General features: G+C 71.8%; 26 protein-coding genes. 9 read left to right on the forward strand and 17 right to left on the reverse strand.

Annotated elements, in window-relative coordinates:
- Positions 1 to 107 precede the first annotated feature (107 nt).
- The 5 genes from KBX71_RS19355 to KBX71_RS19375 form a co-directional block, all read right to left on the reverse strand.
- Entirely contained in the window at positions 108 to 1,217 is a 1,110-nt protein-coding gene (locus KBX71_RS19355) for a beta-ketoacyl synthase N-terminal-like domain-containing protein (RefSeq protein ID WP_210819399.1), read from the reverse strand.
- The gene (locus tag KBX71_RS19360) at positions 1,210 to 1,455 is read right to left on the reverse strand and encodes an acyl carrier protein (protein WP_210819400.1); all 246 of its coding nucleotides are present in this window, start codon (positions 1,453 to 1,455) and stop codon (positions 1,210 to 1,212) included. Before KBX71_RS19360 ends, KBX71_RS19355 begins: the two co-directional genes overlap by 8 nt.
- Positions 1,455 to 1,721 (reverse strand): acyl carrier protein, encoded by a 267-nt coding sequence (locus tag KBX71_RS19365; protein WP_210819401.1) that lies wholly within the window; start codon positions 1,719 to 1,721, stop codon positions 1,455 to 1,457. The genes KBX71_RS19360 and KBX71_RS19365 overlap by 1 nt, the downstream gene beginning before the upstream one ends.
- Before the next feature lie 161 nt (positions 1,722 to 1,882).
- The gene (locus KBX71_RS19370) at positions 1,883 to 3,232 is read right to left on the reverse strand and encodes a class I adenylate-forming enzyme family protein (protein WP_210819402.1); all 1,350 of its coding nucleotides are present in this window, start codon (positions 3,230 to 3,232) and stop codon (positions 1,883 to 1,885) included.
- Positions 3,233 to 3,527: 295 nt separating this feature from the next.
- Entirely contained in the window at positions 3,528 to 4,670 is a 1,143-nt protein-coding gene (locus tag KBX71_RS19375; RefSeq protein WP_307847179.1) for a helix-turn-helix transcriptional regulator, read from the reverse strand.
- A gap of 286 nt (positions 4,671 to 4,956) precedes the next feature.
- Here KBX71_RS19375 and KBX71_RS19380 point away from each other — a divergent pair, with 286 nt between their 5' ends.
- A complete protein-coding gene (locus KBX71_RS19380) occupies positions 4,957 to 6,396 on the forward strand; it encodes a Tat pathway signal protein (protein ID WP_210819403.1) in 1,440 nt (479 codons plus the stop codon).
- A 65-nt stretch (positions 6,397 to 6,461) separates the two neighbouring features.
- On the opposite strand, the gene KBX71_RS19385 is transcribed toward KBX71_RS19380, so the two are convergent.
- The 10 genes from KBX71_RS19385 to KBX71_RS19430 form a co-directional block, all read right to left on the reverse strand.
- A complete protein-coding gene (locus KBX71_RS19385) occupies positions 6,462 to 7,289 on the reverse strand; it encodes a M55 family metallopeptidase (protein WP_210819404.1) in 828 nt (275 codons plus the stop codon).
- A 288-nt stretch (positions 7,290 to 7,577) separates the two neighbouring features.
- Positions 7,578 to 7,895: an antibiotic biosynthesis monooxygenase gene (locus KBX71_RS19390; protein WP_124815314.1), complete on the reverse strand. Its 318-nt coding sequence runs from the start codon at positions 7,893 to 7,895 to the stop codon at positions 7,578 to 7,580.
- Positions 7,892 to 9,148, reverse strand: a complete 1,257-nt coding sequence (locus KBX71_RS19395) for a beta-ketoacyl synthase N-terminal-like domain-containing protein (protein WP_210819405.1) — start codon at positions 9,146 to 9,148, stop codon at positions 7,892 to 7,894. Before KBX71_RS19395 ends, KBX71_RS19390 begins: the two co-directional genes overlap by 4 nt.
- Positions 9,145 to 10,419 (reverse strand): beta-ketoacyl synthase, encoded by a 1,275-nt coding sequence (locus tag KBX71_RS19400; RefSeq protein WP_210819406.1) that lies wholly within the window; start codon positions 10,417 to 10,419, stop codon positions 9,145 to 9,147. Before KBX71_RS19400 ends, KBX71_RS19395 begins: the two co-directional genes overlap by 4 nt.
- The gene (locus KBX71_RS19405; protein ID WP_210819407.1) at positions 10,416 to 10,820 is read right to left on the reverse strand and encodes a cupin domain-containing protein; all 405 of its coding nucleotides are present in this window, start codon (positions 10,818 to 10,820) and stop codon (positions 10,416 to 10,418) included. Before KBX71_RS19405 ends, KBX71_RS19400 begins: the two co-directional genes overlap by 4 nt.
- Positions 10,813 to 11,568: an SRPBCC family protein gene (locus KBX71_RS19410; RefSeq protein ID WP_210819408.1), complete on the reverse strand. Its 756-nt coding sequence runs from the start codon at positions 11,566 to 11,568 to the stop codon at positions 10,813 to 10,815. Before KBX71_RS19410 ends, KBX71_RS19405 begins: the two co-directional genes overlap by 8 nt.
- Positions 11,565 to 12,995: an acetyl/propionyl/methylcrotonyl-CoA carboxylase subunit alpha gene (locus KBX71_RS19415; protein WP_210819409.1), complete on the reverse strand. Its 1,431-nt coding sequence runs from the start codon at positions 12,993 to 12,995 to the stop codon at positions 11,565 to 11,567. The genes KBX71_RS19410 and KBX71_RS19415 overlap by 4 nt, the downstream gene beginning before the upstream one ends.
- Before the next feature lie 19 nt (positions 12,996 to 13,014).
- Complete coding sequence (gene accB, locus KBX71_RS19420) at positions 13,015 to 13,533, reverse strand: acetyl-CoA carboxylase biotin carboxyl carrier protein (RefSeq protein ID WP_210819410.1); 519 nt, start codon at positions 13,531 to 13,533, stop codon at positions 13,015 to 13,017.
- Positions 13,530 to 15,290: an acetyl-CoA carboxylase carboxyltransferase subunit alpha gene (locus tag KBX71_RS19425; RefSeq protein ID WP_210819411.1), complete on the reverse strand. Its 1,761-nt coding sequence runs from the start codon at positions 15,288 to 15,290 to the stop codon at positions 13,530 to 13,532. Before KBX71_RS19425 ends, accB begins: the two co-directional genes overlap by 4 nt.
- Entirely contained in the window at positions 15,287 to 15,625 is a 339-nt protein-coding gene (locus KBX71_RS19430; RefSeq protein ID WP_124821672.1) for a TcmI family type II polyketide cyclase, read from the reverse strand. Before KBX71_RS19430 ends, KBX71_RS19425 begins: the two co-directional genes overlap by 4 nt.
- A 424-nt stretch (positions 15,626 to 16,049) precedes the next feature.
- Between KBX71_RS19430 and KBX71_RS19435 the strand changes: the two genes are divergently transcribed.
- The 4 genes from KBX71_RS19435 to KBX71_RS19450 all read left to right on the forward strand — a co-directional run bounded on the left by KBX71_RS19435 (position 16,050) and on the right by KBX71_RS19450 (position 20,119).
- Positions 16,050 to 16,847 carry a BTAD domain-containing putative transcriptional regulator gene (locus tag KBX71_RS19435; RefSeq protein WP_210819412.1) on the forward strand — a complete coding sequence of 266 codons (798 nt, stop codon included), beginning with the start codon at positions 16,050 to 16,052 and terminating at the stop codon, positions 16,845 to 16,847.
- Positions 16,848 to 16,976: 129 nt separating this feature from the next.
- Positions 16,977 to 17,387 carry a TcmI family type II polyketide cyclase gene (locus KBX71_RS19440; RefSeq protein WP_231396260.1) on the forward strand — a complete coding sequence of 137 codons (411 nt, stop codon included), beginning with the start codon at positions 16,977 to 16,979 and terminating at the stop codon, positions 17,385 to 17,387.
- A 1-nt stretch (position 17,388) separates the two neighbouring features.
- Complete coding sequence (locus KBX71_RS19445) at positions 17,389 to 18,738, forward strand: NAD(P)/FAD-dependent oxidoreductase (RefSeq protein ID WP_210819413.1); 1,350 nt, start codon at positions 17,389 to 17,391, stop codon at positions 18,736 to 18,738.
- A 307-nt stretch (positions 18,739 to 19,045) separates the two neighbouring features.
- Complete coding sequence (locus KBX71_RS19450) at positions 19,046 to 20,119, forward strand: hypothetical protein (RefSeq protein ID WP_210819414.1); 1,074 nt, start codon at positions 19,046 to 19,048, stop codon at positions 20,117 to 20,119.
- 821 nt (positions 20,120 to 20,940) lie between these two features.
- On the opposite strand, the gene KBX71_RS19455 is transcribed toward KBX71_RS19450, so the two are convergent.
- Entirely contained in the window at positions 20,941 to 21,657 is a 717-nt protein-coding gene (locus KBX71_RS19455) for an isocitrate lyase/phosphoenolpyruvate mutase family protein (protein WP_210819415.1), read from the reverse strand.
- Positions 21,658 to 21,714: 57 nt separating this feature from the next.
- Between KBX71_RS19455 and KBX71_RS19460 the strand changes: the two genes are divergently transcribed.
- A complete protein-coding gene (locus tag KBX71_RS19460) occupies positions 21,715 to 22,338 on the forward strand; it encodes a TetR/AcrR family transcriptional regulator (protein ID WP_210819416.1) in 624 nt (207 codons plus the stop codon).
- Here the strand turns inward: KBX71_RS19460 and KBX71_RS19465 are convergent.
- Positions 22,331 to 22,633, reverse strand: coding sequence for a GNAT family N-acetyltransferase (locus tag KBX71_RS19465; protein ID WP_124821666.1), 303 nt, complete (start codon positions 22,631 to 22,633; stop codon positions 22,331 to 22,333). The two genes, KBX71_RS19460 and KBX71_RS19465, sit on opposite strands and share 8 nt — an antisense overlap.
- A 148-nt stretch (positions 22,634 to 22,781) precedes the next feature.
- Between KBX71_RS19465 and KBX71_RS19470 the strand changes: the two genes are divergently transcribed.
- From KBX71_RS19470 to KBX71_RS19480, 3 genes are all read left to right on the forward strand, one after another.
- Complete coding sequence (locus KBX71_RS19470) at positions 22,782 to 23,477, forward strand: thioredoxin family protein (RefSeq protein ID WP_210819417.1); 696 nt, start codon at positions 22,782 to 22,784, stop codon at positions 23,475 to 23,477.
- A 43-nt stretch (positions 23,478 to 23,520) separates the two neighbouring features.
- Positions 23,521 to 23,919, forward strand: a complete 399-nt coding sequence (locus tag KBX71_RS19475; RefSeq protein ID WP_210819418.1) for an MmcQ/YjbR family DNA-binding protein — start codon at positions 23,521 to 23,523, stop codon at positions 23,917 to 23,919.
- A 155-nt stretch (positions 23,920 to 24,074) separates the two neighbouring features.
- Positions 24,075 to 26,942 carry a glycosyl hydrolase gene (locus KBX71_RS19480; RefSeq protein WP_210819419.1) on the forward strand — a complete coding sequence of 956 codons (2,868 nt, stop codon included), beginning with the start codon at positions 24,075 to 24,077 and terminating at the stop codon, positions 26,940 to 26,942.
- Positions 26,943 to 26,996 lie beyond the last annotated feature (54 nt).

Raw genomic sequence — 26,996 nt, forward strand, 5'->3', positions numbered from 1 at the left:
CTCCCCCGCCCTATCCCCCGGCGATCTTGCGGTTTCGGTCGTCGGTTTGGGTGTTTGGTCGGATTCGTCGGGACAGAAAGTGCAAGATCGCGGGGATTCGGGGGCGGTCATCGGACACCGACCAGGAGAGCGGTGTTGGCGCCACCGAAGGCGGCGTTGAGGGTCAGGGCGTGGGTTGCCGTCGTCCTCTGGGGACGGTCGGTCACCACGTTCACGGGGCAGGACTCGTCGGGGCCCAGCCAACCGGCGTTGACCGGCAACTCACCGTGGCGCAGCGCGAGCGCGGTGACCACGAGTTCGAGGAGCCCGGACGCCTCCAGCGCGTGCCCGTGCACCGACTTCGTGGAGCTGACCGGGACCCTCGTGGCGTGCCCGTCGAGGGCCCGGCGCAGTGCGGCCGCCTCGGCGGCGTCGCTCTGCGAGGTCCCTGTGGCGTTGGCGTTGACGTAGCCGACGGCCTGCGGTGGCAGCCCGGCCCGGCGCAGCGCGCCGTCGACCGCGCGGGCCAGCCCGGTGCCACCGGGCTCCGGCTGGCAGGGATGGAACGCGTCACCGGACCGTCCCCAACCGGCCACCTTGGCCACCGGATCAACACCGCGTCGTCGGCCGGTGCTCGACTCCAGCACCACAGCGGCCACCCCGTCACCCAGCAGCAACCCCCGGCGGCCGGCGCTGAACGGGCGGACCGCACCGTCGACCGCGAGGGCGCGACCGGCGTCGAAGAGCGCGAACTGGTCCGGCTCCACCAGGTAGCCGGCCGCGACCACCACCCGTTCGACGTCTCCCCGGGTGATCTGGGCTGCGGCGTCGGCCACCGCCGTGCTCGCCGACACGCAGGCGCTGGTGTAGACCCGGGTGTGACCCGAGAGCCCACACCGGGTGGCGAGCTGACCGGCGAGCACTGTCGGGGTCGGACCCGCACCCGGGGTCGGGCCGCCGTGCACGGCGAGCAGCAGGGCGCACCCCGTGCGCTGCGCGCGGTTCAGGCCGGCCGCCCGGCAGGCCGCGTCGATCGCGGCGGCCAGTTCGTCGGGGAGCGTGCCGACCTCGGGCAGGGTGGCCGCCACGGTGACCCGGCGGGCCGCGGTGTCGAATCGGCCCACCGGCCCGAACGCCGGCACACCGGCCAGCACACCGGCGAGCTGCGCGTCGACGCCCCGCCCGAGGGCGCTGACCGCGTGCATGCCGGTGAGCTGGGCGACACGCGCCTCAACCATCTGCGGAGGCGGTCAGCGACGCCCGCAGCACCACCAGGGCGTCATCGACGGTACGGACGCGGGCCAGGTCGTCGTCGGCGAGGTCGAGCCGGCGTTCGTAGCGCTGTTCGACGAGGTGCACCAGCCAGGCAAGCTCCATCGAGCCGATCCGGTCGGACACCTCGGCAGCCGGTTTCGCGGCGAGTTCGGCGAGCATGGTCATCAGGTCAGCTCGCCCCAGATCGGGCTGACCGCCCATCAGGCTCTGTCGCTCGTCGCCTCGGTGACGCGACTGGCGACCATTGTGGTGAACTCCCCCACCGTCATCAGGGCCAACTGCTCCGACTCGTCGTCGGCGAACGTCAGGCCGAAACGGTCCTCGACCCGGACGGCCAGGTCGGCCAGGGCGAGAGACTCCAGGTCGACGCCGGAGGGGCCGAGTGTGGTGTCGTCGTCGAGCCCTTCGACGTCGTAGTTCATGTCGGCGAGCTGCTCGACGACGAAGGCGCGGACCTCGGCTCTCATGGATACCCTCTCTGCGTGGCTCAGCTGACGGTGTCCGGTCGGGACACCGCCTACGTGTGGGTCGGCCGGGACACCGGCGGTCAGCCGGATCCGGCCGCCGTGCTGTTCCGCCCGCTGCCGGCACTCGCGCCGGTCGACGTCGAGGTGGCGCAGTGGCCCGCTCACGGGTTGACCGCCGAGCGCAGCACGTCGATCGAGCGGACCAGCTTGCCGGTGGTGGTACGGGGCAGCTGGTCGAGCAGGTGCAGCGCCCGGGGGCGTTTGTAGCCGGCCAACCGTTCGGCGAGGAGCTTGTCCAGCGTGTCCTCCGACAGTGGGCCGTCGGGTTGGACGTACGCGGTGATGCCGTCGTCCCAGAGCACCACCGCGGCGGCCACCCCGGCCAGCCCGGCGACGGTGGCCTCCACCTCGGTCAGGTCAACCTTCATCCCGCCGACGGAGACCTGCGAGTCGAGTCGACCGCGCACCGTGACCAGGCCAGTGTCCTCATCGACGGTGCCGGCGTCGCGGGTGTGCAGCCAACCGTCGGACCAGCGGGACGGATCGCTCACCCCGACGTACGGCGACGCCGGGCAGGACACCCACAGCTCACCGCCGGACTCGCGGACCTCGATGCCGGGCGCCGGGGTGATCGACGGGCGGTGCGCCCCGTGCAGGTCGGTGCCGATCACCCCGACCTCGGTCATCCCGTACATGTTGCCCAGGGGCACCCCGTACCGTTCGGTGAACGCCCGGGCGACGGCGGCCGGCACCAGTTCGCCGCCGGTGGTCATCCGTCGCAGCTGCGGCAGTGGAGCGGTCGGTCGGGTGGAGGCGAGCAGTCCGATGTGGAACGGCACACCGAGCACGGTGGCGGGCGTGGTGTCGGCGCTGATCGCGGCCAGCACGGCGTCGCCGCTGAGCCGCTCCGGCGGAACCAGTTCGACCCCGGCGTGCAGCCCGTAGAGCAGGCCGCCGACGAGGCCGAGCACGTGCACCATCGAGGGCAGCAGGATGATCCGCTCGCCGGGCAGGGCCACCCCGTCGATCCGGGTGTAGCGGTGCACCTCGGCGACCAGGTCCGCGGCGGTACGGCCGATCACCTTCGACGGGCCGGTGGAGCCGGAGCTGAGCTGGATCACGGCGTGGCCGCTGACCGCCGGACGGTCGGCGTACCCTGTGACTCCCTCGGTGACGTCGACGAAGATCTTCAGCGCGCCGCCACCGGTCCGCAACGGGGCGACCACCACCTGCGGGGTCAACCGGGCCAGCGCACGGTCCACCTCGTGGTCGGTGAGCCGGTGGTCGAGCAGGATCGCCTGCCCCCCGGCGCGCCAGGTGGCCAGCAGGTTCACCACGTACGCCAGTGAGGGTGGCAACCGCAGCGCTGCGGCGCCGCCGGGGCGCAGTCCGGCGGCGGTGAGCCGGTCCTGCGCGGCGGTGACCAACCGGTGCAGGGTGGCCCGGTCGATGGGTTCGGGCAGACGCAGACAAACGTCGGTCGAGTGGCCGGCGAACAGGACTTCGTCCACCCATTCGGGGGCTGTCGCCGTAAGATTTTCCGCCACCACTACCGTTCACCGCCCAGCATCAAAGAGGGCGAATCCGCCCATCACGTACGCTTGTCGGGGTGCTGCGGGGAACCATACGACGCCCAAAGGGTCATTGCTAGATGCGAATGGATGGATCAAAAGAAGCGGCCAGCCGGATTGCCGACAGCCCGTTCGGCGGACAGGATCGGGCGGCCGATTCGGCAGAACGTCACCGAGGCATGACGCCTCGTACAACCGTCGCGCGGCCCCAGCCGGACGGCCGATGGCGTTGCGGTCAACGGGTGAGCCCGACGAGAGTGGCGAGTCGCGCCACGCTGGCGGCTGCCCGGCCGCTGTGGGCGATCTCGGCGATGAGGGTACGGGCGGCAGGCCGGTAGCGGACCTCGGCGGGCGCGACAGTGTCGGCCTCGGCCAGGGCGCGTCCGGCGGCGGTGAGGTCGCCAACGTCGAGGTAGGCGCGGGCGGCGTCGAGAAGGTGGGCGGCCCGGTGCTCGGCGGGGAGTCGACGCCAGTGGTCGCCGCGGACGACCTTCTCGTGGCGGTACACGGCCTGGGCGGCGTCGCCGAGGCGCAGGGCGCTGACAAAACGGGCCAGTCGCACGGCGGTGGGGCCGAACGCGGTGTGGTGCGGGTCGTCGGTGCCCGTACACCGGTCGGCCAACGCGGCGGCATGGTCGATCAGGTCGCCGGCGCTGCGGCCGTCGCCACAGCCGGCAGCGGCCATCGCGGCCTGGAGCAGCAACGTTCCGCGTACCCCATCGTCGGCGGCCGTGCCCACGGCGGCGACGGACGCGGTGAGGGCGAGGCGGTCGCGGCCCAGGGCGCGCAGCGCCTGTGCCACGGCGATCGTGGCGGTTCCGGCGCGAATGGGGTCACCGGTGGCGGCGGCAACGGCCCGGTCGGCGGCCAGCCAGGCGAGGTCGGGCTCGCCGAGCTTGACGAGCACCGAGGCGGTGATCCGGTACGCGGGCACCAGCAGGCCCGCGCTGGTGTGGGCGGCGTCGAGCAAGGCGGGCAGTGCCCGCAACAGGTGGGGGTAGTGGGCGTGCTGGTAACTGAGCCAGGCGTGCGCGACGTGCCGCCCCACCTCGGCGGCGGGCACGGTGCGGGCAGATCGTTGGTGGTAGTGGGCCAGGGCGGCGCGGACCGCGTCGACGCCGTCCAGGGCGGTGGCCGCCGTCGGTGCTGGTCGGCAGGGGTCGAGCAGCACCGCCGGGTCGAGGCGCAGTACCTCGGCGATCTCCTGGACGACGGAGTAGCGGTCCAGGTTGCGAACGCCGCGCTCGACCTTGTCGACCCAACTCTTCGACTTGCCGAGCCGGTCGGCGAGCATCTGCTGGGTCATCCGGCGACGGACCCGCCAACGGGCCACCCGCCGCCCGACCGGCTCGTCACGGTCCACCCCGGGCCGGGTCACCGGTCGCGCCCCTGCGGCAACGACTGGGTGCGCTGCCCACAGTGGGGACACCACCTCGACTTCACCCGGAACGCCAACAACCCGAGCAAAAACCCCGGCACCAGCCCACCAAAAAGCAACGCCACCACTTCGGAAACCACGAGCACCTTCACCTTTCACGACACGCCCAGGGAGCACCATCGCCAGCCGTTGTCCAGCTCACCGCGCGTGCCATAGGGTCTACTCGCAGTAAACGGACTGCCTGTGGCGTTTCATAGGCAGTCCGGCTGCCGCGTCCGTTGAACGCGTGGAACGCGAATCCAACATGGAGGGCCGATGGATGGCGCGGACACCACGGCAACGCAATGAGAAACTGCTTGCCCTTATCAGGGAATGCGACTGGTCGTATAGCGCCTGCGCTGCCGCCGTGCGCGCCGTCGCCAACGAGAACAGCAACGCTCTGCCCTCCTGCGACCGATCCCACGTCGGGCATTGGATCGCCGGAGTGAAGCCCGGGGAGAGGACCTCCCGCTATCTGGCTGAGGCCATCTCACGCAGGCTCGGCCGGGTCATCAGAGCAACCGATCTCGGGCTTGTCGGCGGCGGTAGCCTGGAGGTTGACCTAGACGGCATGGATTGGTGGAAGCGTGACCCGGCCACCGATCTCCTGACGCTCGGGAGAGCCGACTTGGAGCGACGAGCGTTCGGGCTATCCGCCCTGTACTCGCTAGCCGCGCTAGCTGTCCCCCTCGACTCCTGGCAGGACATCGCCGATCGGGGCCGGCAGGCGCGTGGCGGGGGTGCCGCAGTCGGCCGCCGCGAGATCGATGCCGTGCGGGACATGCTCGCTGTGTTCAGCAAGGCCGACGAGCGGTTCGGAGGAGGTCATGCGCGGCTCGCCGTGGTCCAGTACCTCACCTCCGACGTCGCGGGCTACCTCCAAGGACGCTTCATGTCGGAGCACGACCGCCGGGCCATGTTCGGCGCTGCGGCTGAGCTGACCTACCTCGCCGGATGGAAGGCGTTCGACTCATCCCTGCACGGGCTGGCCCAGCGTTACTACCTTCAGTCGCTACGACTGGCGAACGAGGCAGATGATCGAGCCCTCGCAGGCTTTACCTTGCGCGCGATGGCCCACCAAGCCGTTGATCTTGGCCACGGGCAGGAAGCCCTGCAACTCGCCAATTCGTCCCTCGAATGGTCGAGAGGGAAGGCATCCCCGGCGGCGACCGCGCTGTTCACCATCCTCACCGCACGGGGGTACGCCGCGACGGGCGACGCGGCCCGCACGTCGGCGGCGATCGACGCGGCCGAAGTCCACCTCGCGAACGCCTCCCCGGGCGACGAGCCGAGCTGGATCCGAACCAGCGGCTTCACCGAGACCTCCCTCGCCAGTCAGGCCGGCCAGGCCCTTCGAGATTTAGGTGACCTTTCCGCCGCGGAAACCGAACTTCGCCGGTCGATTGCCACCCGCAACACCGAGGCGTACCGGCGCATCCACACCCTCACGCTGGCCAATCTCGCCGATGTCCAGTGCGCCCGAGGGCGGCTCCGCGAGGCGAGCGAGAACTGGAATCACGCCCTGGACGCGATGACCGGTGTGCAGTCGGGCCGGGCCGCCCTGGCCGTGCGGAACATGCGCACTCGCCTCAGCAGTTTCGGCCCTCGGCTGCCTACGTTCGCACAGCAACTCGACCGACGGGCCGCCGCCTTCCTGCGGTCCGACAGACTTTCCGCTCTCGGGTGAGCTGTTAGCTCGTGGCTCTTGTGGGATCAGACCCTGCCACCCAGCCCGAGGCTCACCACGCGGTGCTAGCTCGGTTTGATGCTGGCGAGTTCAACGAGCAGCTGCACCAGCCGGTACGCCTCGGCGACGTCGACGGCACGGAAGGCGACCGTCCGGCCGCCGCTGACGCGGGTCACACCCGGCACGAGAGTTGCGAGGTCGACCATGTACGGGCCGTACAGGTCGACCTCGACGTCCAGCGGCCCGGCCAGCTTCGCCGGGGATATCGAGGCACGCCGGGCGATGGCCTCGGCGGCGGAGTGACGCAGCCGCTCCCGTGCCTCCTGCGGATGTAGGGCCACCGCGGCGGCCTGACCCAGGGTCTGCTTGACGGCGACGGTGACTGCCGAGGGCACCAGCTCACTGAATTCCGTGCAGGCGGTGTCGTCTCCGCTGAGCAGGACGACCGGCGCGTCGAGGTGTCCCGCCATGGCGACGTTGAGGCCGATCTCGCCCAGCGATCGTCCGGCCACCCGTACGTCGAGAATGGCGTCACTGAACGTGTGGGCCAGGACGGCGGGCCCGGCACCGGCGCGAGCGTGATAGCCGACGAGCAGAACGGCATCCGTGTGCTCGTCCAGCCCCGCGAGCATGCCCAGCGGGCGGGGTTTGCCTCGTACGAGGTGAGCACGCCGGTCGAGGTCCTCCGGCAGGATGTTCCGAAACGTTCCGTGTGCGTCGGCGACCCACACCACCGCGTCGGGTTCGGCATCGAGAACCCCGGCGATCACCGCGTTCGCCTCGGCGGTCATCAACGCCCGGCCGCGCTCGTAGTCGTACCGGTCGGGATTCGTCTCGGCGGGATGCACGATCCCCGAGATGCCTTCCAGGGCCACCGAGATCAGCACCTTCATGGCTACCGGACCCTACGCGCACTTTCCCCACTGTCGACCCCGCGCGCCGCAGGGCACGGCCCCCGCCCCGCCCCGCCCCGCCCAGCCCAGCCGATCTTGCAGTTTCGGTCGCCGAGACGCGTTAAATGCCCTCTATGTCGCGACAGCAAGTGCAAGATCGGCGCGGCGGGTCCGTCGATCATGGAGTTGTGGTGCCTTGCTTGTCCCGGTGAGGGACACTTTGTCACCCACCACAACTCGACGGGGGCGGGGCGGGGGCGGCGGGCGGGGCGGGGCAGGGCGGGTCCGTCAGGGCAGGGCTGGGGTTTGGGCGTGGATGTGGAAGCGCAGCGAACGGGCGTCGGTGAAGCACTCCCGCATCGGGCGTACCAGCTCCCGGTGCTCAGGGCTGCGTTCCCAGTCCTCGAAGTCGGCAAGGCTCGCCCACTCACTGGTGATCAACCACTGCTCCGGGTCGGTCGCCGACCGGCACACCTGGTCGACCAGGTGCCCCGGCACGCCGCCGGCGACCAGGTGCCGCACCTGTTCGTACGCGGCGAGGAACTGCTCGGTGCGCGGCGCCGGCACCCGTACCAGGAAGACCACCCGGGCCCGTTTGTCACTCATGACGCCTCTCCCCTCATCGGCGCGGCCCCACGCAGGACCAGCGCGCTGTTGAACCCGTCGAAGCCCCGCGCGCAGACCAACGCCAGCCGGCTGCGCGGTCGGCGGTGTTCCCGCAGGAAGTCCAGCTCGCAGCCCTCGGCCACCTCGTCCGGCCCCGCCGACGCCGGCAACGTGTCGTGGGCGAAGGCCAGCAGCGCGGTGGCCACGTCCAATGCCGAGCCGCCCTGGTACGCCCGACCGGTAAGCGGTTTCTGCGTGGTCACCGGAGGCGGCCGGTCGGCGAACACGGCACGCAACGCCTCGGCCTCGCTGCGGTCGTAGCGGTGCACGCCGAGCGCGTCGGGCAGCACCACGTCGATTCCGGCCGCGGCGACGCCCGCCCGGTCCAGGGCCAGGCGCATCGCCCGCGCGTACTGGGCCGGGTCGCCGCTGCTCTCCGCCGTGGTGTGCGCGGCGTCGTGGGTGGAGCCCCACCCGCTCACCTCGCCGTAGACCCGGGCGCCCCGAGCCAGCGCGTGCCCCAGCTCCTCCACCACGAACACCGCTCCCCCCTCGGCCGGCAGGTAGCCGCTGGCCGTGGCGTCGAACGGCCGGTACGCCCGCTCCGGGTCGGCGACGTCGCTGAGCAACCCGGAGCGCAGCTGGCAGGCCAGCGCGTACGGGCTCAACGGGCACTCGGTGGCCCCGGCGATCACGACCGGGGTGCCCCGACGTACCGCGCGGGCGGCGTGCGCCAGGCTGTCCAGCCCGCCGGCCGCCTCCGCGACCAGCACCCCGCTCGGGCCCTTGAACTGGTGGTGGATGGAGAGCTGCCCGACGCTGGCCGCGTAGAACCAGGCGATCGACTGGTACGCCCCGACGGTCCGCGACGTGCCGCCCCACAGCCGTTGCAGCTCCCGCTGACCGAACAGGTTGCCCCCGGACGAGCTGGCCAGGGTCATCGCGTAGCCGTACGGGTCGGGGGCCCGGTCGGGCAGGCCGGCGTCGGCCAACGCCAGCCGGGTGGCGGCGAAGCCGAGGTGCGTCCACCTGTCGGTCTGCACCAGTTGTCGACTGTCGGCGTACGAGTCGGCGGTGAAGCCGGGCACCTCCCCGCCGAAGCGGGTCGGATAGCCGGACGGGTCGAACAACGTGATCGGCCCGGTCCGGCGGGTGCCGGCGAGGACCGTGCGCCAGTGCGCGTCCGCGCCGATGCCGCTAGGCGCGACCACGCCAATGCCGGTCACCACGGCACGAGCGACCTCGGCGCTCACGCCGCCACCGCGCCGAGCATCCGACGGAAGACCATCGCCGACTGGAAACCGCCGAACCCGCTACCCACCGAGAGGGCAACGTCCACCGGGACCTCCCGCGCCTCATTGGGTACGTAGTCCAAATCGCACTCCGGGTCCCGGGTGCTCCAGTTCGCCGTCGGCGGCACCACACCGAACTCGATGGCGAGGGCGCACGCGGCCATCTCGATAGACCCGATCGCGCCGAGCGAGTGCCCGACCATCGACTTGATCGAGCTGATCGGTATCCGGTACGCGGCCTGGCCCAGTGCCCTCTTGAACGCGGCCGTCTCGTGCCTGTCGTTCTGCCGGGTACCCGAGCCGTGCGCGCTGATGTAGGAGACCTGCTCGGGCAGGATCCTGCCCTGCTTGAGCGCGTCGGTGACGGCGAGGCCCATCTCCAGCCCGTCCGGGCGCAGCCCGGTCATGTGGTAGCCGTTGCTGCGGCTGGCGTAGCCGGCCACCTCGCAGTAGATGTGCGCCCCCCGCCGCCGGGCGTGCCCGGCCTCCTCCAGCACCAGCACCGCGCCGCCCTCGGCCAGCACGAACCCGTGCCGGTCGGCGTCGAACGGGCGGGAGGCGTGTGCCGGGTCGTCGTTGTCCGGACTGGTCGCCTTGATCGCGTCGAACGACGCGACAGTGACCGGCGAGATCGGCGAGTCGGACGCGCCGGCCAGCATCACGTCCGCCTCACCGTCCACGATCATCTGGTGGGCGTACCCGATGGCGTCGATGCCGGAGGTGCAGCCGGTGGAGACCACCTGCGCCGGGCCGTGCAACCCGTGCCGGCAGGCCACGTCCGCCGCGAGGCTGCTGGGCACCAACGCCTGATAGAGGTACGGGCCACCGCGCGCCCCGTCCACCAGCCAGCGCCGGCCATGCTCGCTCACTGTGACGTACTCCTGCTCCAACGCCATCGTTCCGCCGACCGCCGTGCCCAGCACCACCCCGGCGCGGTCCCGTTCCGCGTCGGTGAGCACCAACTGGGCGTCGGCCACCGCCTCGGCGGAGCAGGCCAGCGCGAACTGCACGTACCTGTCGGCCCGGCGTCGCTCGGCCTCGCTGAGCCCCGCCGCGACCGGGTCGAAGTCGCATTCCCCGGCGATCTGGGACCGGAACGCCGACGGGTCGAAGAAGCTGATCCGCCGGGTGGCGGTCCGCCCCTCGGTGATGGTCTTCCAGAACCGGTCCCGGCTGGCGCCGCCCGGGGCGACCACCCCAATCCCGGTCACCACCGTGCGGCGCCCCGTCATGACCCGCCCCGCTGTTCGACAAGCTCGGTGTCGACATGACCCAGTTCGGGCCGGGGGGCGAGGGGGCCCAGGTGGAAGACCACCTCGGCCGGTTCGACGCCGGTGTTGCGCAGTCGGTGCCGCACGTTCACCGGTACGAACAGCCCTTCGCCGGCGGCCAGCAGCGTCGGCTGGTCGTCCAGGTCGACGGTGATCGCACCCCGCACCAGGTACAGGAACTCCTCGCTGTACGGGTGGTAGTGCTCGGCGATCCGCTCCCCGGGCGCGAGCGTGGCCACCCCGAGGAAGCCCGAGGTGCTGCCGACGGTGCGGGGGCCGAGCAGTACCCGCAGCTCACCGCCGCGGCGGCGGTCGGCGGGTACGTCCCGGGCGGCGACCGGGCGGGTGCTCAGGTCACTCATCGCCGGCCTCCGTCGGCTCGCTGCTGGCCGTCGGGCTGCCCTGGTCGGCGCGCTGCCAGGCGGTCCGCTCCACCCGGTCCTTGATCACCGCGAGTTGGATCACGCTGTTGGTGTTGATCCGCTCGGTCATCGCGGCGTTGTCGACGGGCGCGGTCGGCCTCATCGCGAAGTCCTGTGTCCAGGTCATCCGGGTGCCGCCGGTCTCCTCGGTGTAGCGCCAGTGGATGCGCATGTACTCGAACGGCCCGGTCTCCACCCGGTGCGCCCGGACCTGCCTGCTCACCGGGTCGGCGGTGCGCTCGCTGACCCAACTCCAGGACACCCCGTTCTCGTCGGGGTACATGGTGAGCCGGAACCGCACCGTGTGGCCCTCGCGGTGCAGGATCTCCACCACGGCGTACTCGGTGAACAGCTCGGTCCAGTTCGCCACGTCGTTGGTGACCTCCCAGACCAATCCCAACGGCGCGTCGATGACCACGCTGTTCTCGGTGTGCCCGGGCGGGTCGGCGCGGCGGGCGACCAGGTCGGCCACCGCCGGGATGCTCAACTGCCCGGCCTGTTCGGGGATGGCCACCTGCCAGCGGTCGGCGACGACCGCGGAGAGTTCCAGCAGGGCGAGCGAGTCCATGCCCAGCTCCTCCAGCGACGCGGCGGGCGCCCGGGCCGCGGCGTCGGCGTCCAGCCCGCAGTGCGCCACCAGGATGTCGGTGATCTCGGCGGTCATCGGGCGACCATGGGTGACGGTCATCGGGTCCTCCTGTGGGTTGCGTCGGGATCGGCGGCGGGCGCGGTGCGGGGTGCGGGAGTGGACGTCGGCCCCCGCGCGGGCGCGGCGAGCAGACGGTCGACCAGGCCGGTGGTGTAGCGGCCCTTGCGGAATGCGGCGTCGTCGAGCACCCGCCGGACGAACGGGATGGTGGTGTGCACGCCCGGACCGGCGACGTCGAACTCGTCCAGGGCACGTTCCAGCCGGTTGAGGGCCAACTCCCGGTCGGGCGCCCAGACGATCACCTTGGCCAGCAGGGAGTCGTACCAGGGGCCGACCAGGTAACCGGCGCTGGCGTGGGTGTCCACCCGGGTGAACGGGCCGCCGGGTGGGGTGAACCGCTCCAGCCGGCCGGGGGTGGGGGCGAAGCCGCGCTCGGGGTCCTCGGTGTTGACCCGGCACTCCACCGCGACGCCGTGCAGGCGGATCTCCTCCTGCCGCCAGCGCAGTGGCACCCCGGCGGCGATGTGCAGTTGCTCGTGCACCAGGTCGATCCCGGTGACCATCTCGGTCACCGGATGCTCCACCTGGATCCGACAGTTGATCTCCAGGAAGTGGAACTTCTCCTCGGCGTCGACCAGGAACTCCAGCGTGCCGGCACCGACGAAGCCGACCTGGAGCGCGCCCCGCAGGGCGGTCTCGGCGATGGTGTCGAGGACGGCGGCGGGCAGCGACGGGGCGGGCGCCTCCTCGACCAGTTTCTGGTGCCGGCGCTGCACCGAACAGTCCCGGGTGCCCAGGTGCACCCCGTTCCCGTGGGCGTCGCAGAGCACCTGCACCTCGACGTGCCGCGCCTCGGTGAGGTAGCGCTCGACGTACACCCGGTCGTCGCCGAAGGCGGCCTGCGCCGCGGCCCGGGTGCGGGTGTACGCCCGGCGCAGCTCGCTCGGGGTGTGCACCACTGTCATCCCCCGGCCCCCGCCCCCGGCGGCGGCCTTCACGATCACCGGGTAGCCGACGGCCTCGGCCACCTCGGCCGCCGCGGCGGCGGTCGGCACCGGCGCGACACTGCCCGGCGACAGCGGCAGGCCGGCGCGGCTCATCAATGCCCGTGCCGAGGACTTGTCGGCCAGCGCGGCCATCACCGCCGGCGGCGGGCCGATGAACGTCAGCCCGTTGTCGGCGCAGATCTCGGCGAAGTCGGCGTCCTCGGAGAGGAAGCCGTAGCCGGGGTGCACGGCCTGCGCGCCCACCTGCCGGGCCGCCTCCACGATGGCGGCGGCGTTGAGGTAGCTGCGCCGACTCGACGCCGGTCCGATCCGGACGGCCTGGTCGGCGAGGCGGACCACCGCCGAGTCGGCGTCGGCGGCCGAGTAGACAACCGCCGTTCGCACGCCGAGCTCCTTGCAGGCGCGCAGCACCCGCAGCGCGATCTCGCCCCGATTGGCGATCAGCACGGTCTCGAACATGGTCAACCACCCCGCGCTGTCATGCCGGGTCCAGGTCGACGAGCGGTTGGTCGTACTCGACCGGCTGGCCGTCCTCGACGAGGATCGCGGCCACCCGTCCGGCCCGGTCGGCGGTCACCTCGTTCATCAGCTTCATCGCCTCGACGATGGCGACCGGCTGCCCCGGGCGGACCAGGTCGCCCACCGCGACGAACGGCCGCGCGCCGGGCTCCGGCGCCCGGTAGAAGGTGCCGACGATCGGTGCCCGCACCGCGGCGCGCCCGGGCACCGGCGGCCGGATCGCCGCGGGCGGGGCGCCGGGCGCCGACGCCGCCTGGGCCGGTACGGCAGGTACGTCCGGTCGGGTCACGTCTTCGGGGTGCCACTCGACCTCCAGCACCGCCGGCCCGCTGCGCAGTCGGATCCGGCGCACCGGCCCGGCCAGTTCGGCGATCAGGTGCTGGGCCTGCCGGCGTAGCCCGGCCAGCGCCTCCTCGCCACCCGCCCCGACGTCGTCGGCCGCGTCCACTGTCGACAGCGACCCGTCGCCGGCGGTCATCGCAGGCCCGCCCGAGCGGCGGCGCGGTTCGCGCCGAACCGTCGGAAGCGTTGCCGGCGCAGGCGGACCAGCATGGCGGGCGGTACGTCCAGCAGCGGCAGGAGGTTGGCCAGCAGGGCGGCGCGCAACCGGTCGGCGGTTTCCGCCGGGTCGTCGTGCGCGGCGCTCGACGGCTCCGACACGACCTCGTCGACCACTCCGAGCCGGCAGAGGTCGGGCGCGGTCAATCGCAACGCGCGGGCAGCCTGCGGCGCCGCGGACCGGTCCGGCCAGAGGATCGCCGCACACCCCTCGGGGCTGATCACCGAGTAGACAGCGTTCTCCAGCATCAGCACGCGGTCGGCCACCGCCAGCGCCAGCGCGCCGCCGCTGCCGCCCTCCCCGGTGATCACCGCGAGCACGGGGGTGGGCAGCACGGTGAGGGTGAGGATGTTCTCGGCGATGGCCGCCGCCTGCCCCTGCTCCTCGGCGCTCACCCCCGGGTCGGCGCCGGGGGTGTCCACGAGGGTGATCACGGGCAGGCCGAGCCGGGCCGCGAGACGCATGAGCCGCAACGCCTTGCGGTGCCCGGCCGGGCTGGCCATGCCGAAGTTGCGGGCGACCAACTCGGCGGTGGTGTGCCCCTTCTGGTGGCCGATGACCATCACGTGCCGGCCGGCCAGCCGCGCCACCCCACCCACGATGGCCGGGCAGTCCGCGCCGAGCCGATCGCCGTGCAGCTCCACGAACCCGTCGAAGACGGAGTCCAGGTAGTCCAGCGTGGTCGGTCGCCCGGGGTGCCGGGCCAGCCGGACGGTGGCCCACGCGTCGCGTACCGCAGGGGTGTCGCCCGCGACCGGAGTTGCCGCGTCGGCCACCGGGCCCGTTGGCCGCACCAGGGCCGCGCCGTCGTCGGCGCAGCGCTCGCGGCGCGGCGCCGGCTCCTGCCGGGGTACGGGCGGACGCGCCGGACGGCCGGCGCGGGTCGCGGCGAGCAGCGCCACCAGCCGTCCACGCAGCGACCGGCGCTGCACCACCATGTCGACCTGCCCGTGCCGGAGCAGGAAGTCGGCGGTCTGGAAGCCCTCCGGCAGGGCCCGCCCGGTGATCTGGCGGATCACCCGGGGGCCGGCGAAGCCCATCCGCGCGCCGCTCTCGGCGAGCACCAGATCGGTGTTGGTGGCGAACGAGGCGGCCACCCCGCCGTAGGTCGGGTCGGTGAGGACGCTCACGGTGAGCAGCCCCGCCTCGCGCAGCGCGGCGATGGCCTGACTGACGGTGGCCATCTGCATCAACGACAGCGCGCCCTCCTGCATCCGCGCCCCACCGGAGGCGGTGACCAGGACGAGTGGGGTGCGGTCGTCCAGCGCCCGTTCGGCCGCCCGGGTGATCAGCTCGCCCACCGCGCAACCCAGGCTGCCGCCGAGGAAGCGGAAATCCATCACCGCCAGGACCACCGGGTGCCCACCGATGGCGGCCGTGGCGCAGACGACCCCCTCGGCCAGGCCGGTGCTGGCCCGCGCGGCGGTGAGCCGGTGCGGGTACGGCAGCACGTCGACGAAGTCGATCGGGTCCGCCTCCGGCAGCCGGTCGGGGAGCAGGCGCAGCGAACCCGGGTCGACCAGTTGGCGCAGGCGTTCCGGCGCGCCGAGTCGGGCATGCTTCCCGCACTCCGGGCAGACGTCGAGGTTGCGGCGCAGCCGTTTGCGGTAGAGCAGGCTGGCGCAGCCCGCGCACCGTGACCAGAGTTGCTCCTCGCGCGGCGCGGTGGCCGTCACGACCGCCGCCCGGCGTCCGGGGCGTCGAACCGGTAGAAGCACCGCGCCATGGCGTCGCGCGGCGAGCGCCAGGTCGACAGGTACGGCGACACGTACGGACGCAGGCGGTCACTGACCCGGATGAACTCGGGATGGCCACGAGCGGCCTCCACCGCGCCCTCCGCCGGCTGCGCGGTCTCGAGCAGGTGCACGTAGAGGTCGTGCAGCCGGTACAGCGAGCGGTGCCGGACACCGACCAGGCGCGGCAGCTCCGTCGCGTCCGACTCGGCGAAGATCTCGGCGACCCGCTCCTCGGCGGTCGGATCCACCTTCGCGACGATCAGCGATCGGTCCATACTGGGCCTCCCCCCACAGCGTCCGGCCGGCGACGGGTGGCCCCGGACGCGCTGGACGACTGCCGACACGATGCGCCGGTCCTCGTCACGGCGGCGTCACCGCGCCGGGCCAACCAGCGACGCATGGTGGTGACGCTGCGTTGACGCAACCTGTGTATCAGCTATGCGTTCGGTGTGCTCCGGGCGCTAATGTTTATGCAGTTCAGAACCGATCTCGGGTTGACTGTCGGCAATAGAAGGTCCACGCTGCCGTTGACTCAACGTGACCATTTTTGATAATCTTCAGCGTGGTCAGCCTGGCGGCCTCGGCGGGCGGGGCCGCGCCTGGCCACGCCGCGATCGGCGGGGTCGACAGTGGCGTCGCGGGCGACCGATCCGGGACACAGCAGACAGTCGGGACGAGCGTTCCGCAGGGGGTGCCGCCGTGGCCGCTGATCCGTCCGTGCCGACCGCCGGAGACCCGCCCGAGGAGGGTGTCTCACTGCACCTGCTCGGAGGCTTTCGACTCCTCCGCGAGGCGGTGCCGGTCGTGGTGCCGCGCGGGCTGCAACGGGTGATCGCGCTGATCGGGCTGCGCCCCGGCGCCACCCGCAGCCAGCTCGCCGGGCTGCTCTGGCCCGACGCGTCGGAGGAGCGTGCGCTGTCCTCCCTGCGCACCGCCCTGTGGCGGCTCCGCCAGGACCCGTGCTGCCCGATGACAGTGGCCAGCGACACCGTACGCCTCGGCCCGGCGGTCCGGCTCGACGTGGACGACCTGGTCGGCACCGCGGCCCGGGTCCGGGACGGCGACGACCCCCGCACCGCCGCCGGGGCGCTCGCCGCCGGACGACACGACCTCCTCCCCGGCTGGTACGACGACTGGGTGCTGCTGGACCGGGAACGCCTGCGCCAACTCCGCCTGCACATGCTGGAGCAGGTGGCCGGGCACCACCTCACCGCGGGGCGGCACGGCGAGGCCCTCGAAGCCGCGCTGGAGGCGATGGCCGCCGAGCCGCTACGGGAGACACCACACCGGCTGGTGGTCCGCATCCACCTGGCCGAGGGCAACGCCTTCGAAGCCGTGCACGCCTTCTACGTCTACCGGGACCTGTTGCGCCGGGAACTTCGGCTGGAGCCGAGCCCCGCCATGAGCGCCCTGCTCGACGACACCCTCGCCCCGATCCGCCAGGCCAGTCGCGACGCCGTCACCGACCGGCCGTCACCGGCCGGCCGACGTACGTGACGGCGCCGCCCGTCACCGGCCGGTCGGTGCACGTGACGGTGACGTGACAGGCGCTGCGGCACGGTGGGCGCACAGAGCACGTGGCACCGATCCCCAAGGGTCGGGCACGCCACCGGCGGAAGGGGTCCCATGAGTCGTCTACTGATCGTCAGCCGGATCATCCCGGGAGCGGAGGGACGGGTCGCGCAGATCTTCGCCGAATCCGACGCCACCGAACTCCCCAGCCTGACCGGCGTCACGCACCGATCCCTGTACTGCCTGCACGACCTGTGCGTACACCTGCTGGAGACCTCGGACGACGTCGACCCGGACGCGCTCGCGGCGGCCCGCAACCACCCGCTCTTCCAACAGGTCAACGAACGACTCTCCGCGCACACGTCGCCGTACCTGCCGACCTGGCGCTCCCCCCGGGACGCGATCGCCGGCTGCTTCTACCGGTGGGACGCGCCCGACGTGCCCGCGGCGCGCCCAGCCAGCACCGACGTGCCCGCGGCGCGCCCAGCCAGCACCGAGGCACCTGCCGCACACCCGGCCGGCTAACATGTCCGCCGCACCACCGCACGTCCTGATCATCGGCGCGGGCACGGGCGGACTGTGCCTGGCGCACGGTCTGCGCCGCGCCGGGATCAGCGTCGCCGTCTACGAACGGCACCGCAACCGCGCCGAAGGGCTGCTCGGCTACCGGGTCGGTATCGGCCCCACCGGTAGCCGGGCGCTGCGGGAGTGCCTGCCCCCGGAGCTGTTCGCCACCTTCCTGGCCACGTGTGCCCGGCCGCCGCACTACTTCAACGTCGTCACCCAGAGACTCCGCCAGACCGCGTCGTTCGGGCTGCGGCCGAGCGCCGACCCGGTGCGCACCGAACACTCGGTGGCCCGGATGGTGCTACGCCAGGTGCTGTTGACCGGCCTGGAGGACGTGGTGCACTTCGACAAGACCTTCACCCGGTACGAGCAGCACGACGACGGCACGGTCACCGCGCACTTCGCCGACGGCACCACCGCCACCGGCGACCTGCTGGTGGCGGCCGACGGCACCCATTCCGCCGTACGCCGCCAGTACCTGCCGCACGCCGTCACCCGCGACGCCGGGACGATCAACATCGCCACCCGGATCCCCCTGACCCCGTACACCCGTGGTCTCGTTCCGGAGCGGGTCCAGCAGGGCATCTCACTGATCTTCGGCGTCGGCGGGATGATGGGCGTGCTGCACGTGATGGAGTTCAAGTGGGACGCCGAACGGGCGATCAAGCCCGGCGTCAGCGAGGCCGACGCCGCCCTGCTCCGAGACTGGTCCGGCCTGGCCCACGACACCACCACCGACAACATCAACCTCATCATCTGGAGTGCGGCGAACCGGTTCCCCGCCGACGTGATGGAACGCCGCGGCGAGGACCTGGTGCAGGTCGCCCTGGACCTCACCTCGAACTGGCACCCGCACCTACGGGAACTGCTCACCCACGCGGACCCGGCCAGCGCCCTACCGATCAAAGTGTCCACGTCCGAGCCGGTGCCGCCCTGGAAGAGCAGCACCGTCACCATGCTCGGCGACGCCATCCACACCATGACCCCGGGTCGCGGCGTGGGCGCGAACACCGCGCTGCGCGACGCCCGCCTGCTCTGTGAACAGCTCAGCCGCGCCACCGCCGGCGACAAGACCCTGCTCCAGGCGGTCGCCGACTACGAGGCCGTGATGGCCCCGTACGGCTTCGCGCGAGTCGCCGAATCGTTGAATCGCAGCGGCACCAACGGCGACGACCGGATGTACCGGCCGGTGGTGGGTCGGCTCGCGTTGCTCGGCGCGCGCGGCTACTTCGGAGTGACCAGCCGGGTACCACGACTCCGTCGCCGGTTCGTCGACGACTTCCACACCTACGAGGGCGACCGGGACTGAACCCCGCATCACCCGACCCGGGCTCGGCGTCCTTCGCCGGGCCCGGGTCTCATCGTGTCCGGACCCCGCCGGGTACCGGTGTCATGTGGGTGCCGGTCTCATTGGGTCGATTTCGGCGCGATTGGGCGACGCTGTGTCACATGGCAGGCACCGGCTGAGGTGGCCGGCCCACCCGCAACGCTGACGGCCGATCCTGCCTTTCGTCGGCAATACGCGTGTGCGAAGCTGCGGCGAGTTTTTCTCGTGACTTTCCAACGACCTGAGAGGGAGGTTCGCCGTGGCGTGGTCTTTCGGACACTCGCTGATAGTGGTACTGGCACTGTTGCTGGGCCTGGCCGCCGGGTGGCTGCTGCGCGGCCGACGGGGCGTACAGGGCAATTCGATTGTGGATGGTGACCCCGTCGCCGGCCTGGCCGTGATCACCACGCCCACACCGGCTGCCACCACCGACGAGGCCCGCCCCGCGGCCGCCGTCGACTCGGCGCCCACCGCCGTCGCCGACGAGCCGGCACCTGTCGACACGGTCAGCGCGCCCGCCGCGTTGACCGAACCGGACGGTCCCACCCCGCTGCCCGTGCCGGCGGACGCACCGAGCACCGTCGACCCGGCGGAGATGGCACTGACCGAGGACCCGCCGCCCGTACCGGTCACCGAGCAGTCCGACGGCGCTGAACTGCAGCCGGAGCCGACCGTGGAGTCGGCCTCCGAGCCGGTCACTGTCGACGAGAAGCCCGTCCCGGCGGCCGTGGTCGCTCCCCGCCAGCCCGCGGACGACCTCCCGACCGTCGACACTGAGCAGCTCGACACGACGCCGGCCGACGGTGCGCCGGACTCCGTCGGCCTGGTCGACGACTCGGAGACCAAGGCCACGACCGCCGACGCCATGCCGGCAGACGCGTTGGCGACCGCAGACCCAACCGACGCCGAGCCGGTGCACATCGATTCCGTGAACACCGAGCCGGTCCAGGCCAACTCGGTGAACGCCGAGCCGGTTGACGCCGAGTCTGCGGTTGACGCCGCGGGGGCCGAGCGGTCGGCGATGGCCACGCCTCCGGTACGGCCGGCCACCGCCGCGACCCCTCCGGTCCGTTCGGCCGCCGACGCGGCGATCAGCGGCGTCGACGCCAACCCGACGGGGCCGGCCGACGACTTCCGCCGGATTCAGGGGATCGGCCCGAAGATGGCGGCGGCGTTGCAGGACGCGGGTGTGCGCACGTACGGGGAACTCGGCGAGTTGGACGAGCCGGCGCTGCGCGACCTGATCCGGGCCGCCGGCCTGCGCGCCGCACCTGGGTTGGCCAGCTGGCCGCAGCAGGCACGCGTGCTCGCCGGCGCCGGCGAGGAAATGGCCGCGGTGCTGCCGAACAGCAACCAGGCCTGACCGCCAGCACTCGAGCCCCCGGCAGCCGTCCATGATGACGGCGCGCCGGGGGCTCGGCCGTAGCTACCGAAACTCCCCCGCCGCCCGCCGCCCGCCGCCCACCACCCCCCGGTGATCGACTCGGCCTTCAGGAATCCGGGCCCTCCACCCGACCCGGATAGCCCGACTTGCAGGAACCCGAGTCGATCACCCCGCGAGCTGCCGCACACCCGCGCCCTCGGCGCAAAACCAGCCGGCGCACGGCAGCCCACCCACGGCAGCCCGCGGCGACGCGCAATACGGCGGCGGGACGGAGACACCTCGCCGCAAGATCGTGCTCGATCGTGGATGCAGTGGTGTCGAGCTCGGCGAATGCCACTACATCCACGACAACACCATTGCGTTAGCGAGCGGTTGCTGGGCGCAAGGGCGCGGTGAGCCCAGGTCCGCCACTCCAGAAACGCCCCGCCCGCGCCGATCTTGCAGTTTCGGTCGCCGATATGCGCCGATTGCCCTCTTGTGTCGCGACAGTAAACGCAAGATCGCGGAAGAGGGGCACCCCACCCTCGTCGATCATGGAGTTACGGTGCCTGGTTTGGCTCGATCCGGACACTTTGCCACCCACCACAAGTCCATGATCGACGGAACAGCGCGGGGTTGACGAACAGCCACTCCGCCTAACGCAACGGTGTTGACATCCACGATGCTGCGCGATCTTGCGGCGGAAGCGGCTGCGCCCGACCGACCGAGCGCGCGGCTGGCCCGACCGGGCGCGCAGCCCCGTCTGACCGGGAGCGGCTGCGGCTGTGCCTTGGCGGCGGGGCGCGGGGTGACGTTTGGCCTCAGGCGCGCAGCTCGGCCGCGAGGTCGCCGATCGCGCTCATCGCGTACCGCTGCATTCCCGGGCCGAAGGTGATGCGTGTCGCGCCCTGTCGGCCCAGCTCGGCGATGGACTCGCGGTCCGGTCCGGCGGCCATGTTGATCGGCCTGGAGATGCCCTCCCGCAGCCGCGGGAGCACCTGCGGTGGCGCCAGGATCGGGTAGACGCAGTCGGCGCCGGCCGCCACGTAGAGGCGGGCGCGTTCCACCGCGTCGACTGGGTCACCCGTCCCGACCAGGAACGTGTCGACGCGGGCGTTGATGAAGAGGGCATCACCCGCCTCCGCGCGCACCTCGGCAAGCCAGTCCGCGTGCAGCTGCGGGTCCTTCTGGGCGCCGTGCCCGTCCGAGTCCTCCAGGTTGCAGCCCACGGCGCCGGCTTCCAACAGCCGCCCCACCAACTCGCGGGGGGCGAGACCGTAACCGCCCTCGACGTCAGCGGACACGGGAACGGACACGGCGCGGACGATGCGCGCGACCGCGGCGAACATCTCGTCCGGCGGGGTCGCGCCGTCGTCGTAGCCGAGCGAGGCGGCGACACCCGCGCTCGGGGTCGCGAGCGCCGGGTAACCGGCGTCGGCGAGCACCCGGGCGCTGGCCGCGTCCCAGGGGCCCGGCAGGACGAGTGGGTCACCGACGGCACGGTCGTGGTGCAGGGCACGGAAGGTGGAGGCTGTCATGATCGGTCCACCATACGTTTGGTGGACCGCGTGGTCAATAATTGCTAGGCTGTTCAGATGGCCAGGCCACGGCAGTTCGACGAGGAACAGGTGATCCGCGCCGTCCGGGACCAGTTCTGGGACGCCGGCTACGCGGCGACCTCACTGGAGGACCTGGTGCGCGTCAGCGGGCTGGGCAAGGGCAGCCTCTACGGCGCCTTCGGCGACAAACACCGACTGTTCCTGCGGGCGCTGCGGGAATACACCGACACCAGCGGCGGCTACCTGCGCGAGATGCTGGCGTCCACTCCCCGCGCCCTGGACGCGCTGCGCGCGTTCGTCCTGGCCCCGGTGGACGACCCGGGTGGCGCCGCCGCCCGGCGCGGTTGCCTCATGGCCAACAGCACGTACGAGCTGGCCACCACCGACCCCGATGTTGTCGCCGAGGCGCGGCGCACCTACGAGACGACGACCGCCCTGGTCGCCGAGTGCGTCCGGCGGGCCCAGGACGAGGGTGACCTGCCACGCGACGTCGACCCGGTCGAGACGGCGCGCGCGCTGCTCGCCGCGCAGCAGGGGCTGGTGTTCATGGGGCGGACCGGGCTGGACATCGACACCCTGACCGCGACGGCCCGCGCCCTCGCCACGAGACTTCTACCGGACGCCCGACCCGGCACGACGCCGCAAGGCGCGTCTATTTGATCTTGCGAGTGGACCGGACCACGATGCTCTCGTACTCCGGGTGCTTGACCAGCCAGTCGGCGAGGAACGGGCAGATTGGCACGACCGTGCGCTTCTTGGCTCGCGCGTCGTCCATCACCGCACGCGCCAGCGTCGACCCGACGCCCCGGCCCTCGTACGCCGGATCGACCTCGGTGTGGGTGTAGGCGATGATCGAGCCGGTCAGCTGGTAGGTGACGAACCCGGCGACCGCGCCCGCCTCGTCGCGCGCCTCGAATCGCTCCCGCGCCGGCGCGTCTGTCACGGTGAACTGCACCCGACCATCCAACCACCCGACCCGGCGGCGCTGACCGCGAGGCCGGCAGGGGACACGACCCACGCGCATTGTCCCGGCGGGAATGGGAACGCAACGCCGCCGGGGATACGCGACGCGGCCGGGCACACCGTGGGAGGAGACACGCACCATGACGAATCCATCGACGGACGGCGGCTTCGCCGTCGTTGAGATGTTCACGTCCCAGGGCTGCAACAGTTGCCCTCCTGCGGAGGAGTTGCTGAGCGAGATCGAACGCGATGCCCGGGAACGGCGACAGAACGTCTTCGCCCTCGGGTTCCACGTCGACTACTGGGACGACCTGGGGTGGCCCGACCAGTTCGCGGACGCCGCGTACACCGCGCGGCAGGAGGCGTACACCCGCGCGTTCGGCACCAGAGGTCTGTACACCCCGCAGATGGTGGTCAACGGCACCGTCGAGTTCGTCGGCTCCGATCGACGACGGGCGGCAAGCGCGATCATGTCCGCCATGGCGTCGACCACCACCACACCACTGGCGCTCTCCGTCGACAACCTCGGTGCGGACCGGGTGATGCTGGACTACCGGGTCGAAGGGCCGCCGCCGCGCGCGGTGCTGCACGTGGCGGTCGTGGAACGGGATCTGACCAGCGAGATCGCCCGGGGGGAGAACGCCGGGCGGACGCTACGGCAGGACAACGTCGTACGCGCCTTCAGGTCGGTGGGCCTGGACGCCGAGCGGGGGCAGGTGGAGCTGGCGACACCATCTGGTCTCGATCCGCGGAGCGCCAGCGTGGTCGGCTATGTCCAGGAGAACGGCGACCGGGCGATCGTCGGCGCCACAGCGATCGAGCTGTCCACCGCGTAATCTCGGCACATGCGGATGGTGCGTGGTGCGACGAGGGGGCTCGGTGGCTGACGCGGACGACGTACGCCGGGTGGCGCTGGCGTTGCCGGACACGGTGGAGATCGCCAGTGACGGCTTCGACTTCCGGGTGGCCGACAAGGGCTTCGTCTGGTCCTATCCGGAGCGGATACCTGGCAAGCCGCGGGTGATCCGGCTCGACATCGCGGTGCTGTTCGTCGGTGACGAGGCCGAGAAGCAGGCTCTCCTGCTCGGGGAGCCCGAGGTCTTCTTCACCACGTCCGGCTACGACGGCCTGCCCCTGGTGCTGTTGCGGCTGGCGGCGGTCGACCTGGAACGGCTGACCGAGTTGGTGACCGACGCGTGGCGGATGCGCGTGCCGGACGCCCTGTTGAGCGACCGCGAGGGCGAACCGTTGGGCGACCGTGCGGGCGTCGGCAAATAGCGACATCAGCACGCAACGGGCCGGACACATTGACGGGGATCTCGGTGCTCCATTACGGTGGCCGAGAGAGCGCTCTCTCACCTGACCTTCCCCCCAATTCAGACGCATCGCGCTGGACCCGGCAAGGGCCGCACCCGGCGCGCGATGGAGGCACGATGAAACCTCCCGTCCCCCACCGCCGATGGGCCCTGGCCGCCGCCACCGCGCTGGCCCTGGTCGTCGGCGGCCTCGCCATCCCCGTCACCCGCGCGGCCGAAGCCGCACCCGTCGGCGCCGGCAGCTACACGACCACCCCGGTCGGCCCGCTCCCCAGCGGCTGCGGCGCGATGTCCAGCAACCCCCGGCAGTTCGCCACCGCCAACGCGCCCGCCGGGCCGATACCCACAAACGACTGGTGGTCCTCGCTGCTGTGGAAGCGCACCGACTGTTCCTTCAGTGAGCCCCTGCACGCCCACCCGATCTCGTACGACACCTTCGGCGACGGGCTCGGCTTCTCCGCGAACTCCACGCCCGCCATCAGCGGCACCGCCACCGGTGTCGGCGAGTTCCACTACCCGTACGTGCAGGACATCCGGGTCGGTGTGGCCGGGCTCGCCGCACCCCTGGTGAAGGTCGACGGCTGGACGGACTGGACGGTCAGCCCGCACTGGAGCGACGGCACGCGCACCATGCGCGCGACCATCGGCCACGGGCTGCCCTTCGCGTACTTCCAGACCACCGGCGGGAACGCGCAGATCAGCACCGCCGGCACCCCCGACGTCTGGTCCAACAGCGGCGCCACCATCGGCTTCCGGGTCAACGGCCACGACTACGTCGGGTACGCGCCCAGCGGCGCCAGCTGGACAGTGGCGTCCGGCCGGATCTCGTCCACCCTGGCCGGCCGCGGCTACTTCTCCGTCGCCCTGCTGCCGCCCACCTCCAGCGCGACGGAGCGCGCCGCGTTGGCCGCGACCTACGGGCAGTACGCGCACGCCCACGTGACCGGCACCCAGGTCTCGTACGCCTACAACCCCGCGACCAGCGGCCTGACCACCACGTACGCGTTCACCACCACCGCCCGGGAGGGCACCGCCACGCAGACCGTGGTCAGTCTCTACCCACACCAGTGGAAGTCCCTGAGCGGCTCCACCGCGATCACTCCGACCTACCCGTCGGCGCGGGGCCGGATGAAGGTGCTCACCGGCGTCAACCAGTTCCGCACCGCCATGAAGTTCCAGGGCATCCTGCCGGAGTTGCCGGCCGTCGGCGACGGCAGCGGCGGTGACCTGTCGACGCTCACCGGGCACCTGGCCGCCACCCGCGCCAACCCGATGGACCAACGCGGCAACGACACCTACTGGACCGGCAAGGGGCTCGGCCGGGCCGCGCGGATCGCCGAGATCGCCGACCAGGTCAACGACACCACGACCCGCGACAGCGCGCTGAACGCGATCCGCAGCACGCTCACCGACTGGTTCACCGCGTCCAGCGGCAAGACCAGCCGGGTCTTCTACTACGACAACAACTGGGGCACCCTGATCGGCTACCCGGCGTCGTACGGGTCCGACCAGGAGCTCAACGACCACCACTTCCACTACGGCTACTACATCGCCGCCGCCGCGACCCTGGCGAAGTTCGACCCGACGTGGGCGGCCACCAGCCGCTACGGCGGCATGGTCGACCTGCTGATCCGGGACGCCAACAACTACCGCCGCGGCGACACCCAGTTCCCGTACCTGCGCGACTTCGACATCTACGCCGGGCACGACTGGGCGTCCGGGCACGGCTCGTTCGGCTCCGGCAACAACCAGGAGTCCTCGTCGGAGGGGATGAACTTCGCGAGCGCCCTCATCCAGTGGGGGCAGACGACGGGTAACACCGCCGTCCGCGACGCCGGCGTCTTCCTCTACACCACCCAGGCCGCGGCCATCCAGGAGTACTGGTTCGACGTCAGCGACCAGAACTTCCCCAGTGCGTTCGGGCACTCGACTGTCGGCATGGTCTGGGGCGACGGCGGCGCGTACGCCACCTGGTTCAGTGGCGAGCCGGAGATGATCCAGGGCATCAACCTGCTCCCGGTCACCGGCGGTCACCTCTACCTGGGCAACAACCCGGCGTACGTGCGGACCAACTACGCCGAACTCGTCCGCAACAACGGCGGACAACCGACGGTGTGGCAGGACATCCTCTGGCAGTTCCAGGCCCTCGGCGACCCCGACGCGGCGCTGGCGAACCTCCGCGCGAACCCGGGCTACACCCCGGAGGAGGGCGAGAGTCGGGCACACACGTTCCACTGGATCCGTAACCTCGCCGCTCTCGGCAATGTCGACACGACGGTGACCGGCAACCACCCGCTGTCCGCGGTCTTCTCCCGCAACGGGGCCCGCACCTACGTGGCGTCGAACCCGACGGCGACGCCGATCACTGTGACGTTCTCCAACGGCACCACCCTCACCGTGGGAGCCGGCAAGACGGCCACCACCGGGGCGTACACCTGGAGTGGTGGCAACGCGGCCGGCGGCGTCCCACCGACGACGCCGACGGACCCCCCGCCGACAACCGACCCGCCGCCGACCTCGGGTAGCCCGACGCGGTACCTGCTGCCCGGGGGTGGGTTGGGTGCCGCCGGCAGCGCGGCCACGACGACTGTCGCGGCGGCGAACGGAAACCACGACGGTACGCCCACCAACGCCCAGGTCTTCACGGCGACCGGCCTCAACCTCGCCTACGCCGGCGGGCAGACCGCGTTCGACCTGTTCGTGGACGCCGGGTCGGCGGTCGGCAACGGCGTGCAGGTGCGGATCTCCTACGACCTCACCGGCAACGGCAGTTGGGAGCGGGTGGAGACGGGGCGCTACTTCGCCACCGACCCGGTCACCGGCTACGAGCACTACACCCAGAACGCCGGCCTGTCCTCGGCCACCGGCACGCTGGGCGCGCTGAGCAACGGCACGGTCCGGGTGGAGGTCTGGTCGGCGATCGGCAACAACCCGACCACCGTGGGCATCGGCAACCAGTCGGTGCTGCGGCTCCCGTACTCCTGATCCACAGGCACGGCGCGACATGACGTCGGCCGGCGCGGAGGACCACGACGGGTC

Source organism: Micromonospora sp. D93 (assembly GCF_018070365.1).
In the GTDB taxonomy this organism is placed as follows: domain Bacteria; phylum Actinomycetota; class Actinomycetes; order Mycobacteriales; family Micromonosporaceae; genus Micromonospora; species Micromonospora ureilytica.